Genomic DNA, 15901 nt, shown 5'->3' with positions numbered 1-15901 from the left:
CCCCCCTCTTTTCGAGAGGGGGGAGGAGCCAATACTTAGCCCAATGTCGCCACCGCAGATTTCACTTGCGCGGCGATCTCTTCATTACGAAACTCACCGGTCTCTAAATCAAAATTGTCATAAAAGCTTGGTACAGAAAGAGACGCTTTTACTTCCGCACCAAAATACGGCGCCGACCCCGTTGCTGCTGCCAAAACCGTTTGTGCGCCACTAGGGCCAGGTGAGGTTGCAAGATAAACTGCCGGTTTATTTTGGAATACGTTACGCTCGATACGAGTCGACCAATCAAACAAGTTTTTATATGCCGCTGCGTAAGAGCCGTTATGTTCCGCGAATGAAACCACAATCGCGTCAGCAGCTGCAATATCATTCAGAAACGCCTTTGCACCTTCAGCCTGACCGATTTCTTTCTCTTTATCTTCACTAAACAGCGGGACTTCGTAACTATTGAGATCCAACACTCGCACTTGTGCACCTTCGACTAAGTTTGCTGCATAGGTCGCTAGGGTTTTATTGATGGAGGTAGAGCTGGTAGAAGCACCGAAAGCGATAATTTTCATGGCTGCTGTTCCTTGTTTACATTATTATCTAATAAGAATAAACCGAAACCTGAGGTCAACAACCACAAAAATTTTAAGGAGAGGTTCGAAATTTTCGAAAGAGTTTATTCCAACTCTTTTTGTTTTAACGAGAAGCTTACAGAACGAGCCGAGGCTTAAGCTTGCGCTTGAAGCTCTTGCCATAGATCGTTAACGATAATGCGATCCGCTGGCGTCAACTCTGAGCGTGCTTCTTCTAGGCTGTTTTCGATACGAGACTTAAGCTCTGTCACGTCGTTAATGCCTTCATCTTCACAAGATGCTGCCGACAGAGAAATGTGACCACGTAAATAACCACCAGCAAATAACTCATCATCCGATGCTGTCTCAATTCGAGCATCGATCAGCTCTAGTAGGTTTTCTTCAAATTCAATAATCATGGCGTTTCTCTGGGTTATTTAACAATAAAATCTGACTTTTCCAAAGGTTGGACGTCATAAAAAGCACGCATCGCATCCGATAGCATTTTTACGCGAGGAGGAAGACCCATTTCAAAGATCCCCATGACTTCGCGATGCACTTTGTGCATAAAACCAAGACGATCTGGTTCAAAATCGCCGTGTAGATTGTCACAACTGACGTTAAAAGGGAAGTCAGCACTTTTTGCTAAAATCCACTCATACGCTTGAGGGCGAATTTCCACTTTTTCGAACTCGGCTTGAACCTCTGCTGTGCGACCATCTGGCTCGTACCAATAGCCAAAATCTTCCAGCAAACGACGCTCTGGTCCTGCCACACACCAATGAGCAATCTCGTGCAGCGCAGACGCGTAAAAGCCACGAGCAAAAATAATCCGATGATGCGGATGCTCTTGGTCTGCCGGTAAGTAAATTGGCTCATCACCACCGAGCTCTAACTTGGTGTTAAATGATTCAAGAAACGTGTCGTTGAAGATAGCGATAAGGTCTTGATATTCGTGGTTCATCATCGATTCTGTACTTCAAATTGATATGCGGAGCGTATTGTCGCCGTTTTTATCTAGCGCGTAAAGCCACACAACAAGTTTGGATATTAGCTGAATTTATCTGAAAGTGACTTTTTTGTTGGATGTCCTCTATGCTGCTAAGTGTGTTGTATATCATTGGTATAACAGCTGAAGCCATGACTGGTGCATTGAGTGCCGGTTGAAGAAAAATGGATTGGTTTGGCGTGATGTTGGTAGCCAGTGCAACGGCTATTGGCGGTGGAACCGCACGCGATATCCTACTCGGTCACTACCCACTCGGATGGGTAACTCCCCCCCCTGAATTCTTAGCGATTACCTGTGTCGCAGATGTACTGACTACTGGTTTGTCAAAATGGGTGATCAAACTTAAAGGCCTGTTCATTCGTTTGGATGCGCTAGGGCTTATCGTATTTAGCATCATCGGCACCAAAGTCGCATTCGAATCTAACTGTATCAAAATTAAACAAGGCTGCTCATTAAGCAGCCTTTTGTTTGTCTATCGAGATAAGATTCAACCTTAAATCTTTGGCGTTTCCGTAGTCACGCCATAGTTTTGACCACGATGACGCAACACATGATCCATCACGACAATCGCCAGCATCGCTTCTGCGATAGGCACGGCACGAATACCCACACATGGATCGTGACGACCTTTAGTGATCAACTGAGTTGGCTCACCTTCTTTTGTAATAGTCTCACCTGGGACTGTGATACTTGAGGTTGGCTTAAGTGCAATGTTCGCGACGATGTCTTGACCAGTTGAAATGCCACCAAGAATACCGCCCGCGTGGTTGCTACCAAATCCGCCTGGAGAAAGCGTATCGCGATGCTCGCTGCCTTTTTGATTAACTACATCAAAACCGTCACCAATCTCCACTCCTTTCACTGCGTTGATGCTCATTAGCGCGTGGGCAATATCTGCATCTAAGCGGTCGAATACAGGTTCACCAAGACCTACTGGTACATTGGTTGCTACAACCTGAATTTTAGCGCCTATTGAGTCACCTTCTTTTTTCAGATCACGGATAAGTTGGTCAAACGCGTCTATTTTGCCTGCATCTGGGCAGAAGAACGCATTATTTTCAATTTCATTCCAATCCACTTTATCGATTGAAACGTCACCCATTTGTGACAAGTAAGCTCGAATTTCTACGCCAAATTCATCTTTTAGATATTTTTTCGCTATCGCACCTGCTGCCACACGCATTGCCGTTTCACGAGCAGAAGAACGGCCGCCGCCACGATAATCGCGGATACCATATTTTTGATGGTATGTGTAGTCTGCGTGTCCTGGTCGGAACTTATCTTTGATATCTGAATAATCTTTAGAACGTTGATCGGTGTTTTCGATCAACAGGCCAATTGAAGTACCTGTGGTTTTACCTTCAAATACGCCAGAAAGAATTTTTACTTCGTCCGGTTCACGACGTTGTGTGGTGTAGCGTGATGTGCCAGGGCGGCGACGATCGAGATCCGTTTGCAGATCTGCTTCCGTGATTTCTAGACCTGGAGGACATCCGTCTACGATACATCCTAGTGCGATACCGTGACTTTCCCCGAATGTCATCACTCGGAAATGTTGTCCGATGCTATTTCCTGCCATTGCTTCCTCAAATTATTGTCAGCCACGCCAACATTTCAGTTCGTCGCAGCTATCCTTTCAATTCTTCGTGAAATCATAGTGGCGTTATTACGTTTTGATGTAAAGCCCGATTTAGTGGAAAAACAACACAGCCTTAATTTTCCCGATCCGGTGCAAAGCGGATAAAAAAATGCCGAGCACAGAGCTCGGCATTTCGTATCATCATTTCACGATCAATTAATCGATGTACAGTTTAAACTCTTCTGCACACTCAACTAGTTGCTCACGCGTTAGCATGAACACGCCGTGACCGCCGTTTTCAAATTCAATCCAAGTGAATGGGATCTGTGGGTACTGTTCCATCATGTGAACCATTGAGTTACCCACTTCACAAATAAGAATACCGTTGTCTGTTAGGTAATCAGGTGCGTTGGCAAGAATGCGGCGAACCAATTTCAAACCGTCAGTACCCGCTGCTAAGCCTAGCTCAGGCTCGTGCGTGAACTCTTCCGGTAAGCTGTTCATGTCTTCTTCGTCCACATACGGTGGGTTAGACACGATCAGGTTGTATTTCTCTTTTGGTAGGTCGCGGAACAAATCAGAACGGATTGGGAACACTTGTTGCTCCATGCCGTGGTCTTGCACGTTTTGCTCAGCCACTTGCAGCGCATCAGTAGAGATATCAATCGCGTCAACTTCTGCATCAGGGAATGCGTGAGCACAAGCAATCGCGATACAACCAGAACCAGTACATAGATCCATAATGCGCGTTGGCTCTTCCACCAACCAAGGTTGGAATTCCGCTTGAATCAATTCACCGATTGGAGAACGTGGCACAAGTACACGCTCGTCAACGAAGAATTCAAGACCGCAGAACCATGCTTTGTTGGTTAGGTATGCCGTTGGTGTACGCTCGTTGATGCGTTTTACTACGCGCTCAACAATACGCAGACGCTCGCTTGTCGTAAGGCGAGAGTTCAATACATGTGGAGGCACATCAATTGGCAAGTATAATGTTGGCAGGATAAGCTGAACCGCTTCATCCCACGCATTATCAGTGCCATGACCGTAAAACAAGTTAGCGGCATTAAAGCGGCTTACCGTCCAACGAATCATATCTTGAAGGGTATGCAGTTCCGATACCGCCTCTTCTACAAAAATCTTATCCAAAATTGCCTCCGAAAAGCGCTACAATACTGCCATAAATTGTAAAAATGAAATTGTTTACCTAATGAGCAAAAAAGACACCGAACATGATGACGATTTCGCCTTGTTTAAGGATGCAGTACAGGGCGTAAAAAAGTTGCGACAGGATACCATAATCCAGCAACCAAAAAAAAATACTAAGCAAAAAGAAATCAAGCGCTCAAACCGTGAAGCGAGTGACGCTGAATTTTACTTTTCTGATGAGTTTGTTCCGCTTCTTAATGAAGAAGGTCCCACTCGTTATGCGCGCGACGATGTGTCCACTTATGAAGTGAAACGTCTTCGTCGTGGTGTATACGTCCCTGACGTCTTCTTGGACATGCATGGCATGACACAGCAAGAGGCCAAGCGTGAGCTCGGTGCGATGATCGCTTACTGCGTGAAAAACGAGATCCACTGTGCGTGTGTGCAACACGGCATCGGTAAGCACATATTAAAACAGAAAGCGCCACTTTGGTTGGCTCAACATCCTGACGTGATGGCATTCCACCAAGCACCTCTTGAGTTCGGTGGCGATGGTGCGCTACTCGTTCTTCTCTCTATTCCAGAGAAATAAACACCTTCTCTGTAAGGAAAACAAAGGCAGGATACCCCTGCCTTTTTATTTCACTTTCGTTATGCACCTAACCTATGGGGTGATATGCCATAACAATTCGCCTGAATGTGTTTGTGGATCATATTCAACACACACCAATCCAGATGTCGGAAACATCGGCGGCGACATGTCTTTCACAAACTCAGAAGTCAGATAACCAACCAAAGGTAAGTGAGACACAAACAATAGCGATTCCAACTTCTCCACTTCGATCAGTGCATTGGCGAAATCAAAGACCTGCTCAGACTGACCATAAGGCGTAATATCCTCACACGTATCAATGCTCGCTGCAGAGAAATGCGTGCTGATTTCTTGCCAAGTCTGTTGGGCTCGAATGTACGGGCTCACCAAAACTTTATCAAATTGGGCGAAACCTTGGTCTTTACAAGCTCGGGCTACGGCTTCCGACTCTGATCTGCCTCTTTGGGTCAGTTGTCTTTCGGCGTCAGAATCCGCGAAGTGTTCAGCTTCACCATGACGCAAGATAAAAATTTTCATGTTATTTCCTAGGGATAGCTATCACTACCAAAAGGTTGACTGCTATCTTTAATAAGGATATCGGGCTAACTTTAGTCATATCAAAACAAAAACACTGATATAATTGTTGGTTCATTATATCAATTCGCTTGCTAAAGATAGCGACTTTCTTAACAATCTATTAAAAAGAATATACTCAGTTCATCACATTATACGAGGATGCCATGAACTCAGTACATTGGTTCAAATAGCTCGAACTCGATAGCATTGGCTATTGGGCTTATGCAGTATTCTAACCAAAGACAAAACGCAGCAAACAGCATTTGTCGACGCGCAAGGTTTGCGCAGCCCCATCCTAGGGCTCCCAATGACTGTCATGCGAAATCTGGAGACGCATCGTGCACTTAAGTCCAAACGATTCAAATCAATACCGCTACATTACATTAGGTAATGCACTGCGCGTGTTGCTGATTCATTCTGACACGGCTCAACAGTCAGCAGCAGCACTGGCAGTGAACGTTGGACACTTTGATGATCCTGACGATCGTCAAGGTCTCGCGCACTACTTGGAGCACATGCTTTTTTTGGGTACAGAAAAATACCCTAAAGTAGGCGAATTTCAAAGCTATATTAGTCAACATGGCGGAACGAATAACGCATGGACCGGCACCGAACACTCGTGTTTCTTCTTTGATGTGAACCCGAATGCATTCGAAACCGCACTCGACCGATTCAGTCAATTTTTTACTGCGCCATTGTTTAATGAAGAAGCACTAGATAAAGAACGTCAAGCGGTCGAATCAGAGTATAAGCTCAAACTCAATGATGATTCACGTCGTCTGTATCAAGTGAATAAAGAGATCATTAATCCCGAGCATCCTTTTTCAAAATTCTCAGTCGGTAACTTAGAAACGTTAGGCGACAGAAACGGAAAGTCGATTCGTGATGAAATCGTCCTCTTCCACCACTCCGAATACTCCGCAGATCTAATGACATTAACCTTGTTTGGTCCGCAATCGCTTGACGAGCAACAGGCATGGGTCGAAACCATGTTTGCCGATATCCCAAATCACCAACTGGTCGGCAAGTCTATTGATGTACCAATTAGCGGTGAAGACAGCACGGGTATTTTGGTTCAGGTAGAACCTATTAAAGAATTTCGCAAGTTGATACTCACCTTCCCAATGCCCGGCATGGATCAATACTACACCGTGAAACCCCTCTCCTACCTTGCCCACTTGCTAGGTTATGAAGGTGAAGGAAGCTTAATGCTGGAACTCAAAAGCCGAGGTTGGATAACCTCTCTTTCTGCAGGCGGAGGAGCAAGTGGCAGTAACTACCGAGACTTCACCGTAAGTTGCACACTGACTCCTGACGGGGTGAACCATATTGATAACATCGTTCAAGCGGTATTCCAGTACTTATCAATGATCAAACAAGATGGCATGGACGAATGGCGCTACCTTGAGAAACAAGCCGTACTAGAGTCGGCTTTCCGTTTTCAAGAGCCATCTCGTCCACTCGATCTCGTCAGCCATCTCGTCATCAACATGCAGCACTATCAGCCAGAAGATATCATCTATGGTGATTATAAAATGTCTGGCTATGATGAGCAGTTACAACTATCTCTACTACAATATCTCGTTATAGATAATGTCCGTATCACATTGATCGCAAAAGGGTTAGAGTACAACCGCACGGCCGAATGGTATTTTACCCCTTACTCTGTCACAAAATTCCGTGATGAGCAGCGTCGCTTCTACCATCAAATCGATCCAAGCTGGCAATTCGTCTTACCCGAAAAGAACCCATACATTTGTTATGAGTTGGATCCTCGCCCATTTGAAAATGGCGGATCGTTGCCAGAATTGGTTGAAGATTTAGAGGGTTTCCGACTTTGGCATCTTCAAGATGATGAGTTTCGAGTTCCCAAGGGAGTGGTCTATGTTGCGATAGATAGCTCTCATGCGGTTGCATCTCCCAAAAATATTGTCAAAACCCGTTTATGTGTGGAAATGTTCCTCGACTCTCTGGCTCAAGAAACCTATCAAGCTGAGATCGCTGGCATGGGCTACAACATGTATGCACACCAAGGCGGCGTGACACTTACGCTATCGGGCTTTAGCCAAAAACTGCCACAACTGTTAGAGATGATCCTACTCCGTTTCGCCGCACGAGATTTCAATCCGATTCGCTTCGAAACCATTAAACAACAACTATTACGTAATTGGCGAAATTCGTCTCAAGATCGTCCAATTTCACAGCTCTTCAATGCATTAACTGGTTTGCTTCAGCCAAACAATCCCCCTTATGCCACCTTGGTCGAAGCATTAGAAGAGATTGAGGTCGACGAGCTTTCAGTATTCGTTGAATCGATTCTTTCCGAATTGCACGTTGAAATGTTCGTTTACGGCGATTGGCAACGTCAACAAGCTCATGACATGGCAACCACCCTAAAAAATGCGTTACGTGTGAAGGAACAACGCTACGAAGAGGCACTTCGTCCATTGGTCATGTTGGGAGGCCGCGGTAGTTTTCAGCGTGAAGTGTACTGTAATCAGCAAGATTCAGCGGTCGTGATATACCACCAATGTACAGATACCACAGCTCGTAGTATCGCACTCTATTCTTTGGCCAACCATCTGATGTCAGCGACGTTCTTCCATGAAATTCGCACTAAGCAACAACTTGGCTATATGGTTGGAACGGGTAACATGCCACTCAATCGTCATCCGGGGATTGTGCTGTATGTGCAATCTCCGCACGCCGCGCCTGCAGAGCTTGTCACTTCAATAGATGAGTTTTTGAATGCCTTTTATATGGTGCTGTTAGAGCTTAACGAGTATCAATGGCACAGCAGTAAGCGGGGGCTATGGAATCAGATAGCAGCACCGGATACCACGTTACGTGGTCGTGCGCAGCGTCTATGGGTTGCCATAGGCAATAAAGACGCTGAGTTCAACCAGCGTGAAAAAGTGTTACAAGAATTAAAAGGCTTAACGCGAACCGACATGATTCGTTTTGTTATCAATGAGTTGAAGCCGCGCACAGCAAACCGATTAGTGATGCATTCTCAGGGCAAAGCTCATGCTGATGCGCCACATATTCATCTTGGAAAAGAAATTGGTTCCATTGAAGAGTTTCAGCTACGCCCTAAGGATTGTGGTCTCGGATAGCCCAAGTAGTGCAAAACGGTAAACATCGCAATGACGTTTATGTTGCAATTACCTTGTTCAAAAATACATACTCATACATGAGGACAATATGACAAAGCTACTATTACTTACTGCTGTTTTAATGCCACTTGCCCCAGCTTACGCAAACATCACCATCAAAGGCGATGATTTTGAATTAAGCGAAGATTGCTTGCGCCTTAATGGTGACAATGTATCGATTAAGTCAGACGACTGTTCATCAGGCAAGAATAATAAAGGCAATAAGGGTGACAAAGGCAACTCAAGCATTCATGGCGATGACAATCCAGGCAAAGGCCATGACAAAAGCAAGAAAGACAAAAAGAAATAAACGCTAGTTTGCCGAAAGGCGCATTTAAAAGAGAAAGAAAAAAGAAAGGCTTGCATCACGCAAGCCTTTTTATTAATGGTGGCAATCTTTGCTAGTAAAACGTTTTTCCTTCACCAGCGCGAGTCAGAAGACCATCACAAGGTGCGTAACGATCGCCATATTTCGCTGCAAATTCGTTCATCTTCTCAACCAGTTCCTTCAAACCAAATTGATCCATGTAACGGAATGGCCCACCCAAGAATGGAGGGAAACCAATGCCGAAGAGTGCCCCAATATCACCGTCGCGCGGCGAACGAATGATGCCTTCATCAAGACAACGTACCGCTTCATTGAGCATTGGCAATAAACAACGCAAAGCAATGTCTTTATCGCTCAGTTTCGATTCTGGGGTTAGCTTAAGTAGCTTGTAAACCGACTTATCGACTTCTTTCTTCTTATCTTTATAGGTATAAAAGCCTTTACCACTCTTACGACCTTTGCGGCCGTCGTTCAGTAATGTGTCGAATACGTCTGGACCTTTGAATCGCTCACCTAACTCATTAACCAAGATCGGCATGATCTTCGCGCCAATGTCTACGCCTACTTCATCAAGCAGCGTGATTGGACCCACAGGGAAACCGAAATTAAGCAAAGCACCGTCTAACTGCTCAATGGGTTCATTTTCCAACAGGATGTGTGCCGCTTCATTCATGTAAGGTGCAAGAATGCGGTTTACATAAAAGCCCGCTTTGTCTTTGACCACGATTGGCGTTTTTCCTTGCTTCTTAGCCAGCGCTACCACCGTTGAAATCGTTTCATCTGACGTGGTTTCATGCGGAATGACTTCCACTAAAGGCATTTTTTCAACTGGACTGAAGTAATGCAAGCCAACAATGTTTTCTGGACGCTGTGCTTTTTCTGCAATTTTATGAATTGGCAGAGACGAGGTATTGGTAGCAAAAATGGTGCTTGGTTTGGCGTTGGTTTCAATATCCGCCACCATTTTTTGCTTCAAGTCGAGATCTTCAAATACCGCCTCAATGACCACGTCAATACGGTTGTAACTCGTAAAATCGATACCGCCTGAAAGTTGCAGCATTTTCGCTTGCAGACCCGCTTTGCTTAGAATGCGGCGTTTTCGCTGCTTTTCAAACAATTTGTAGTTGTAGTTCAAAGCATTCAGTACGCCATCATTGCTAACATCTTTGATACGCACTGGCGTTTTTGCTTTTGTCACCGTGACATGGCTAATACCTGCCCCCATTAGGCCGCCACCGAGAACGCCAACTTTTTTCACCTGCGCTGGCTCGGCATCGGTGCCATTTTCTTTCTTCATCTCCGTCGTTGCGAAGAAGATCGAACGTAAGGCTTTAGACTCGGAGCTCATCACAAGCTCACCAAAACGCTTCGCTTCCAGCTCTTGACCTTGAGCAAAGTCTTTTTCTAAACCATGTTGAATGACCTCAAGGATCGCGGTCATCGCAGGGTAGTTACCACGCGTTTTTTCGTTGGCCTTCTTAGCGGCTTGTTCAAAGACAAACTTACGGCCTAATCCACTGCCAGACACCAATTTCTCTTTGATTGACTGTTTTTTATTGCCCTTAACTTTGCCTTTTTCGAGCAATTGCTTCGCTACATCAAGCAAAATCGTCTCCGGCACACATGCATCGACCACACCCAGTTTTTTCGCTTTCTTGGCACGTAGCTGTTTACCCGTAAGAATCAAATCCAGTGATGGCAACAAACCAATAAGGCGAGGAAGACGCTGAGTACCACCGGAGCCAGGCAATAAACCTAACTGAACTTCTGGCAGACCTAATTTGGTTACATTTGAATCAGTACAAACTCGATAATCACACGCCAGTGCCAGTTCCAGTCCGCCACCTAAACAAGGGCCATGTATCGCAGCAACGACAGGATAAGGCAAATCAGACAGCTGCTGGAATAAGTCTTGACCTTGTTTTGCTAACGCTTCCGCTTCTCCTGCGGTGGTACATGCTTCCAGCATACGTACATCTGCACCCGCAACGAAGTTATCTGGTTTAAGAGAATGAACAATCATCCCTTTAATGCCGCTAGTATCTTTTAACTCGGCAAAGATTTCCTTCATTTCATCAGCGAAAGCGGCTTGAAGCGTATTCATTTTTTCATTTGGAACATCGATGGCTAACCAAGCAACGTTCTGCTCATCAATCTTTAGACTAAATGCTTTTTGCTCGCTCATTACTCAACCTCCAAAATCATTGCTGCGCCAAGACCACCAGCAGCACAAGCCGTATTCAATGCTAACCCACCACCGCGACGTTTCAATTCACGCAGAGTTTGAGTCATCATGCGCGCTCCTGTTGCGGCAAATGGGTGACCATACGCAATCGATCCACCAAGCACATTGAACTTATCCATATCGATTTCACCAATCGCTTTTGAACGTCCGAGGTTTTCTTGAGCAAACTTATCAGAAGCAAACATTTTTACGTTGGCCAACGCTTGAGCGGCAAATGCTTCATGCATATCAATGAGTGTGAGGTCAGAAAGTTCTAATCCCGTGTTTTCGAGCACTTTAGCGGTCGCATAAGATGGCCCCATCAGCATATCCATCTCGACCCCGATAGCAGAAAACGCATAACCTCGAATATAGCCAAGAATCTCCATACCAAGCTCTTTTGCTTTGCCTTCACGCATGAGCATCACAGCGGCACCGCCATCGGTTAGAGGCGTACTGTTTGCTGCAGTTACGCTACCATATTGGCGATCGAAAGCCGGACGCAGTTTCGCGTAACCTTCGAGAGTAGAGTCATGGCGAATATTGTTATCTTCAGAGATCCACTTTTTGTACGGTTCTGGGAAAGCGGTCATCACCTCATCTTGAATCTTGCCTTCTTTCCATGCTTGAGACGCTAATGAGTGAGAACGGTGTGCCAATGCATCTTGTTCTGCACGTGTGATGCCGTGCGATTTGGCCATTTGCTCTGCGGTTTGCCCCATCGACAAACCAGTCGAGTATTCCGCAACCGCAGGAGGAACCGGCATTAAATCTTTCAAACTCAGCGTTTTAAGAATGTTGAATTTTTGACCCAGCGTTTTGGTTTTACTTAACGCAAGTAAGTTAGCGGCAAGTTTCTTTGAGACGCCAATGGGTAGAACAGAAGAAGAGTCCGCACCACCAGCAATACCAACATCAATGCTGCCAGCCATAATGCTTTCTGCAACGTTTACCGCTGCTTGGAAACTGGTCGCGCACGCGCGGGTCACACTGTACGCATCGGTATGGACATGCATACCAGTCCCTAAAACGATTTCACGTGCAATGTTTGGTGCTTCAGGCATTTGAACCACCTGGCCAAATACAACTTGTTCAATTAGCTTTGGATCGATATCGGTTCGAGCAAGCATTTCGCTCACTACCATTTTGCCTAGATCGACCGCTGGTACCTGGCCAAAATCCGTGCTTTGACGAGCAAAAGGGGTTCGAAGCCCTGCGACAATAGCAACACGTTCACCATGGCGTGTTTTCACTTCCTGCTTGCCCATTGTTTCTCCTTAAATACAAGAGGTCTGACCTGAATCATTGTAATCAGGTTGTTAAAATTATCAAACGTACGTTTAAATAAACGTGAAGCAAGTAGTTCTATTCTTCTGCGACTTGACGTTATTTGTATATACCAACGCTCAAAGGGCGATGTGGCTTGGGCTTGGGCATGACCACCAACACCTCCGTATTTGAAATAGATAAGCGATGGCTAGGAGGGAGGACAATCGTGAAATTGAGGCAAAAAAAAACCACACAAAGTTGTGTGGTCGGAATATCTATAAAACAATTAACCTACGCCAATTGTAAAATTAATCAGTTTCCTGATTAGGAGAAAGTAAAGTCAGCCTTCAAAAGGAAGTGTCATCTTGCTCAACATGTTAGCCGTCAAAGACTAACGAGATGACAAGATGTACTATAGCGCCTTCGCTGTGTGAGATTTTGAAGTAGATCAATTTTATAGCGATTATGCCATTTTCAAAACTATCAAACCGTCAAGGTCAAGGGACCTAATGATAATGACAGTGTATCCATGTCACAGTCAGTGTTTTAGACCTCACAGAGCAAAATGGAGGCTCCTGTGGCACTTTTTAAAATATTCCGGAAGAAAAATTCCGACAGTCCGGTCAACTCTGATATGGACAGACAAAGAAAATACGAAGCTCTTGTTCGGGGCTATCACAGGGACTTGTACCGCTACGCTTACTGGTTGTGCAGAGATAAGGCGATTGCAGAAGATTTGGTTCAAGAAACCTGTTTGCGTGCGTGGAAGTCACTCGATAGTCTTCAAGATGAAAAGGCAGCTAAATCTTGGCTCATAACGATATTAAGACGAGAGAATGCGCGCCGCTTTGAGCGCAAACAGTTTGATTTAGTGAATATCGACGACTACGGCAACGATGCCAAAGTCAGCGATGAGCCTCATCATCAGCAGGAATGGTTACAAGCTCAAATCATGAAGCTGGATGTCGAGTATCGGGAACCCCTGTTCCTTCAGGTTGTTGGTGGCTTCAGCGGCGAAGAGATCGGTGACATCCTAGAACTCAACAAGAACACGGTGATGACTCGACTGTTCCGCGCACGCAATCAACTTAAAGAGATGTTGGATTCTCAAGATACTCAAAGAGGGCAAAAAAATGGATGATTTAGAATTCCGTCGTCGTATTTTGTCGGATCCAAAACACAAAGATGAAGAGATTCTGCAAACTTTAGCTAGGAATGATGCTAACAGTAAGTTTGTTGATGACGTTTTGGATCTCGACCTAAAAATTAAACAGGCAATGAATGTCAACGTGCCAGAAGATTTGGCTGACAAAATTTTGTTTAGCCAAACGTCAACCGCACTTGGTAATGAAAATGTTATAAGGCCTACCTTAGCACGCAAAGCCTTGGCATTAGCGGCCTCTGTCGCGTTTACTGCGGGCTTATTGATTGGTCAGCTCAACTGGGGCAACATCATTGCCCCCCCCGCGCAAGCAAGTTTGGCCGAGACAGCCATGAAACACGTGGCTCACGAAGAGGCATTCATACGTCACTTGAATGAAAATGTCCCGAACTCACAAATTAACGCCAAAATGTCTCCATTTGACTATCAGTTTACTGATGGGTTCCCATACCACGTCTACTACTTAAATCACTGTGGTTTTGGTGAATCCAATGCGTTACACATGGTATTCCAAGGTGCAATCGGCAAAGTCACCTTATTTGTTACTGGCATTGCTAGTGAACAGTCAACGGACTTTAATCAAGATGGTATGAGTGGCGTTGTGAAACCGGTTGGTAAAGCAAGCATGATACTCGTCGGTGAAAAGGGTGAAGACATCGAGGCTATTGCCAACCAACTTGCCCCACGGTTCCAACCTATATAGTAACTTCGACGATAAAGCACCAATACCCATGCAAATGCCGCTAAATCAACAAATTTAGCGGCATTTTGATTATTAGTTACCACCTCGCTATTCACAACACAGCTCAAGCCTAGAGTTATAACTCTAAATTATGAACTTTAGGTGCAATTTCCCGACATTTAGACATCATTTCTGCAATTTTTATTCAAATTCATCCAATGGTCGGATTTGTATGGTCCACTCTTAATACTACTATCTGCGCCACTGAGCAAAAGCTCAACTTATCGTCCAAAGAGACGAAACTTATAAGGAATAAAAAATGACTCAGAATACGCGTCTGTTTAAAAAGACTCTCCTAGCAGTGACGGTTGCAATGGCATCAAGTCAAGCAATGGCGGCTGGTTTCCAGCTAAACGCACAATCAGCGACTGGTGTCGGTCGTGCATTCGCCGGTGATGCGGTAATCGCAGACAATGCAGCGGTAATGGCACGTAACCCTGCAGCAATGGCGCTATTTGATAAAATGGAGCTATCTCTTGGTTTTGAAAGCATTACTTCAATGATAGAAGTTAAAGATGCTAAATACTGTGGAGTTGGTTGCCAAGTCGCTCCAAATATGTTCCCTCCTCAAGATATCGCTAACACTGATGACGTAGGCGGGACATCAATCGCACCAAACATTCACCTCATTGTTCCTGTTAATGACAAGTTTGCTTGGGGTGTCAATGCGTATTCCAACTTTGGTACAAAAACCGAATTCTCTGACAGCTATGTGGCATCTGAATATGGTGGTCTAACAGACGTTAAGAGCTTTAACTTTGGTGTTGCTGGTTCATACCGCCTAAACGAGCAATGGAGCTTCGGCGCTGGGTTAGATCTAATCTATGGTCAAGGCACAATGAAACGCATCGCTGGTCAGGGTTTCCCCTCACTTCCGGAAATGGGCGTTAAACCTGGGGCAACGTTATTAAACGTCGATAAAGCAGACGGTTTTGCTGTTGGCTTTAATGTGGGAACTGTATTCGAGCTAAACGAAAATAACCGTTTTGGTTTGTCTTACCGCTACAGCCCTGAATTTGAAGCGAAAGACGATAAAGGTCAAAAAATCGTTCTGCCTCTGCCAGATATGGCGGAGTTCTCTGGTTACCACAAAATTGAAGACACCAAATTCGCAGTTCACTACTCGATCCAATACATTGGTTGGGGTGCATTTGACCAAATCGAGTTTAAAAACCTTAAAGACTCACTTCTTACAGGTAGTTATAACAAAGATTACCAATGGCAAGACGGCTGGCACTACGCGATCGGCGGTACTTACTACCTAAACAACGATTGGACGCTGCGTGCGGGTTACATGTACGACACCAGTGCACAGGATCAAGTGACGTCAATTTCTGTACCTGACTCAGATCGTCAATGGCTATCAGCGGGCTTTACTTACCATATCGACACTAAATCTAACGTTGACTTTGGTTTCACCTACCTAATGGGTGATGACGTGTCAGTAAATGAAGATACTAACGTTGCTGGTATCGCAGTAAGTAGTATTTCTGCAACGACTCACGCTGACGCGATTCTATTCGGCTTACAATACAGCCGCAGTTTCTAAGCACAGC

At 45.0% G+C, this 15901-nt stretch carries 14 protein-coding genes and 1 pseudogene; 7 read left to right on the top strand and 8 right to left on the bottom strand.

The window, feature by feature from the left end; all coding sequences use genetic code 11:
* Positions 1-35: 35 nt before the first annotated feature.
* From ACVA54_RS03795 to ACVA54_RS03785, 3 genes are all read right to left on the bottom strand, one after another.
* Positions 36-560 (bottom strand): NADPH-dependent FMN reductase, encoded by a 525-nt coding sequence (locus ACVA54_RS03795; RefSeq protein ID WP_446649413.1) that lies wholly within the window; start codon positions 558-560, stop codon positions 36-38.
* Between the two features lie 155 nt (positions 561-715).
* Complete coding sequence (locus ACVA54_RS03790) at positions 716-979, bottom strand: YfcL family protein (RefSeq protein ID WP_099078524.1); 264 nt, start codon at positions 977-979, stop codon at positions 716-718.
* A 14-nt stretch (positions 980-993) separates the two neighbouring features.
* Positions 994-1524 (bottom strand): elongation factor P hydroxylase, encoded by a 531-nt coding sequence (locus tag ACVA54_RS03785; protein WP_099078523.1) that lies wholly within the window; start codon positions 1522-1524, stop codon positions 994-996.
* A 131-nt stretch (positions 1525-1655) separates the two neighbouring features.
* Here ACVA54_RS03785 and ACVA54_RS03780 point away from each other — a divergent pair.
* Positions 1656-1982: pseudogene (locus ACVA54_RS03780) on the top strand (trimeric intracellular cation channel family protein); the annotation flags it as partial.
* Between the two features lie 80 nt (positions 1983-2062).
* On the opposite strand, the gene aroC reads toward ACVA54_RS03780, so the two are convergent.
* Positions 2063-3148: a chorismate synthase gene (gene aroC, locus ACVA54_RS03775; RefSeq protein WP_446649412.1), complete on the bottom strand. Its 1086-nt coding sequence runs from the start codon at positions 3146-3148 to the stop codon at positions 2063-2065.
* Between the two features lie 216 nt (positions 3149-3364).
* Positions 3365-4297, bottom strand: a complete 933-nt coding sequence (gene prmB / locus ACVA54_RS03770; protein WP_099078521.1) for a 50S ribosomal protein L3 N(5)-glutamine methyltransferase — start codon at positions 4295-4297, stop codon at positions 3365-3367.
* Positions 4298-4358: 61 nt separating this feature from the next.
* Here prmB and smrB point away from each other — a divergent pair, with 61 nt between their 5' ends.
* Positions 4359-4889 (top strand): endonuclease SmrB, encoded by a 531-nt coding sequence (gene smrB, locus ACVA54_RS03765; RefSeq protein ID WP_099078520.1) that lies wholly within the window; start codon positions 4359-4361, stop codon positions 4887-4889.
* Positions 4890-4961: 72 nt separating this feature from the next.
* Here the strand turns inward: smrB and sixA are convergent, their stop codons facing one another.
* A complete protein-coding gene (sixA, locus tag ACVA54_RS03760; RefSeq protein ID WP_099078519.1) occupies positions 4962-5426 on the bottom strand; it encodes a phosphohistidine phosphatase SixA in 465 nt (154 codons plus the stop codon).
* A 377-nt stretch (positions 5427-5803) separates the two neighbouring features.
* Here sixA and ACVA54_RS03755 point away from each other — a divergent pair, with 377 nt between their 5' ends.
* Together ACVA54_RS03755 and ACVA54_RS03750 are read left to right on the top strand one after the other, a co-directional pair.
* A complete protein-coding gene (locus ACVA54_RS03755) occupies positions 5804-8581 on the top strand; it encodes an insulinase family protein (protein WP_446649411.1) in 2778 nt (925 codons plus the stop codon).
* An 88-nt stretch (positions 8582-8669) separates the two neighbouring features.
* Positions 8670-8930 carry a CG2 omega domain protein gene (locus tag ACVA54_RS03750; RefSeq protein WP_099078517.1) on the top strand — a complete coding sequence of 87 codons (261 nt, stop codon included), beginning with the start codon at positions 8670-8672 and terminating at the stop codon, positions 8928-8930.
* 91 nt (positions 8931-9021) lie between these two features.
* On the opposite strand, the gene fadJ is transcribed toward ACVA54_RS03750, so the two are convergent.
* Positions 9022-11133: a fatty acid oxidation complex subunit alpha FadJ gene (gene fadJ / locus ACVA54_RS03745; protein ID WP_099078516.1), complete on the bottom strand. Its 2112-nt coding sequence runs from the start codon at positions 11131-11133 to the stop codon at positions 9022-9024.
* Positions 11133-12440 (bottom strand): acetyl-CoA C-acyltransferase FadI, encoded by a 1308-nt coding sequence (gene fadI / locus ACVA54_RS03740; protein WP_119463432.1) that lies wholly within the window; start codon positions 12438-12440, stop codon positions 11133-11135. Before fadI ends, fadJ begins: the two co-directional genes overlap by 1 nt.
* A 566-nt stretch (positions 12441-13006) precedes the next feature.
* Here fadI and ACVA54_RS03735 point away from each other — a divergent pair.
* The 3 genes from ACVA54_RS03735 to ACVA54_RS03725 all read left to right on the top strand — a co-directional run bounded on the left by ACVA54_RS03735 (position 13007) and on the right by ACVA54_RS03725 (position 15894).
* A complete protein-coding gene (locus tag ACVA54_RS03735) occupies positions 13007-13582 on the top strand; it encodes a sigma-70 family RNA polymerase sigma factor (protein WP_119463433.1) in 576 nt (191 codons plus the stop codon).
* Positions 13575-14306 (top strand): DUF3379 domain-containing protein, encoded by a 732-nt coding sequence (locus ACVA54_RS03730; protein ID WP_446649410.1) that lies wholly within the window; start codon positions 13575-13577, stop codon positions 14304-14306. Before ACVA54_RS03735 ends, ACVA54_RS03730 begins: the two co-directional genes overlap by 8 nt.
* Before the next feature lie 298 nt (positions 14307-14604).
* Complete coding sequence (locus tag ACVA54_RS03725; RefSeq protein WP_446649409.1) at positions 14605-15894, top strand: outer membrane protein transport protein; 1290 nt, start codon at positions 14605-14607, stop codon at positions 15892-15894.
* Positions 15895-15901 lie beyond the last annotated feature (7 nt).

The organism is Vibrio sp. PNB23_22_6 (assembly GCF_052877535.1).
This window is presented reverse-complemented; position numbering and strand designations above follow the sequence as displayed.

What these genes read in the sequence shown, in the direction of transcription:
- ACVA54_RS03795 (WP_446649413.1), bottom strand. Translation starts at nt 560, where the DNA reads ATGAAAATTATCGCTTTCGGTGCTTCTACCAGCTCTACCTCCATCAAT.
- ACVA54_RS03790 (WP_099078524.1), bottom strand. Translation starts at nt 979, where the DNA reads ATGATTATTGAATTTGAAGAAAACCTACTAGAGCTGATCGATGCTCGA.
- ACVA54_RS03785 (WP_099078523.1), bottom strand. Translation starts at nt 1,524, where the DNA reads ATGAACCACGAATATCAAGACCTTATCGCTATCTTCAACGACACGTTT.
- aroC (WP_446649412.1), bottom strand. Translation starts at nt 3,148, where the DNA reads ATGGCAGGAAATAGCATCGGACAACATTTCCGAGTGATGACATTCGGG.
- smrB (WP_099078520.1), top strand. Translation starts at nt 4,359, where the DNA reads ATGAGCAAAAAAGACACCGAACATGATGACGATTTCGCCTTGTTTAAG.
- sixA (WP_099078519.1), bottom strand. Translation starts at nt 5,426, where the DNA reads ATGAAAATTTTTATCTTGCGTCATGGTGAAGCTGAACACTTCGCGGAT.
- ACVA54_RS03750 (WP_099078517.1), top strand. Translation starts at nt 8,670, where the DNA reads ATGACAAAGCTACTATTACTTACTGCTGTTTTAATGCCACTTGCCCCA.
- fadJ (WP_099078516.1), bottom strand. Translation starts at nt 11,133, where the DNA reads ATGAGCGAGCAAAAAGCATTTAGTCTAAAGATTGATGAGCAGAACGTT.
- fadI (WP_119463432.1), bottom strand. Translation starts at nt 12,440, where the DNA reads ATGGGCAAGCAGGAAGTGAAAACACGCCATGGTGAACGTGTTGCTATT.
- ACVA54_RS03735 (WP_119463433.1), top strand. Translation starts at nt 13,007, where the DNA reads ATGGAGGCTCCTGTGGCACTTTTTAAAATATTCCGGAAGAAAAATTCC.
- ACVA54_RS03730 (WP_446649410.1), top strand. Translation starts at nt 13,575, where the DNA reads ATGGATGATTTAGAATTCCGTCGTCGTATTTTGTCGGATCCAAAACAC.
- ACVA54_RS03725 (WP_446649409.1), top strand. Translation starts at nt 14,605, where the DNA reads ATGACTCAGAATACGCGTCTGTTTAAAAAGACTCTCCTAGCAGTGACG.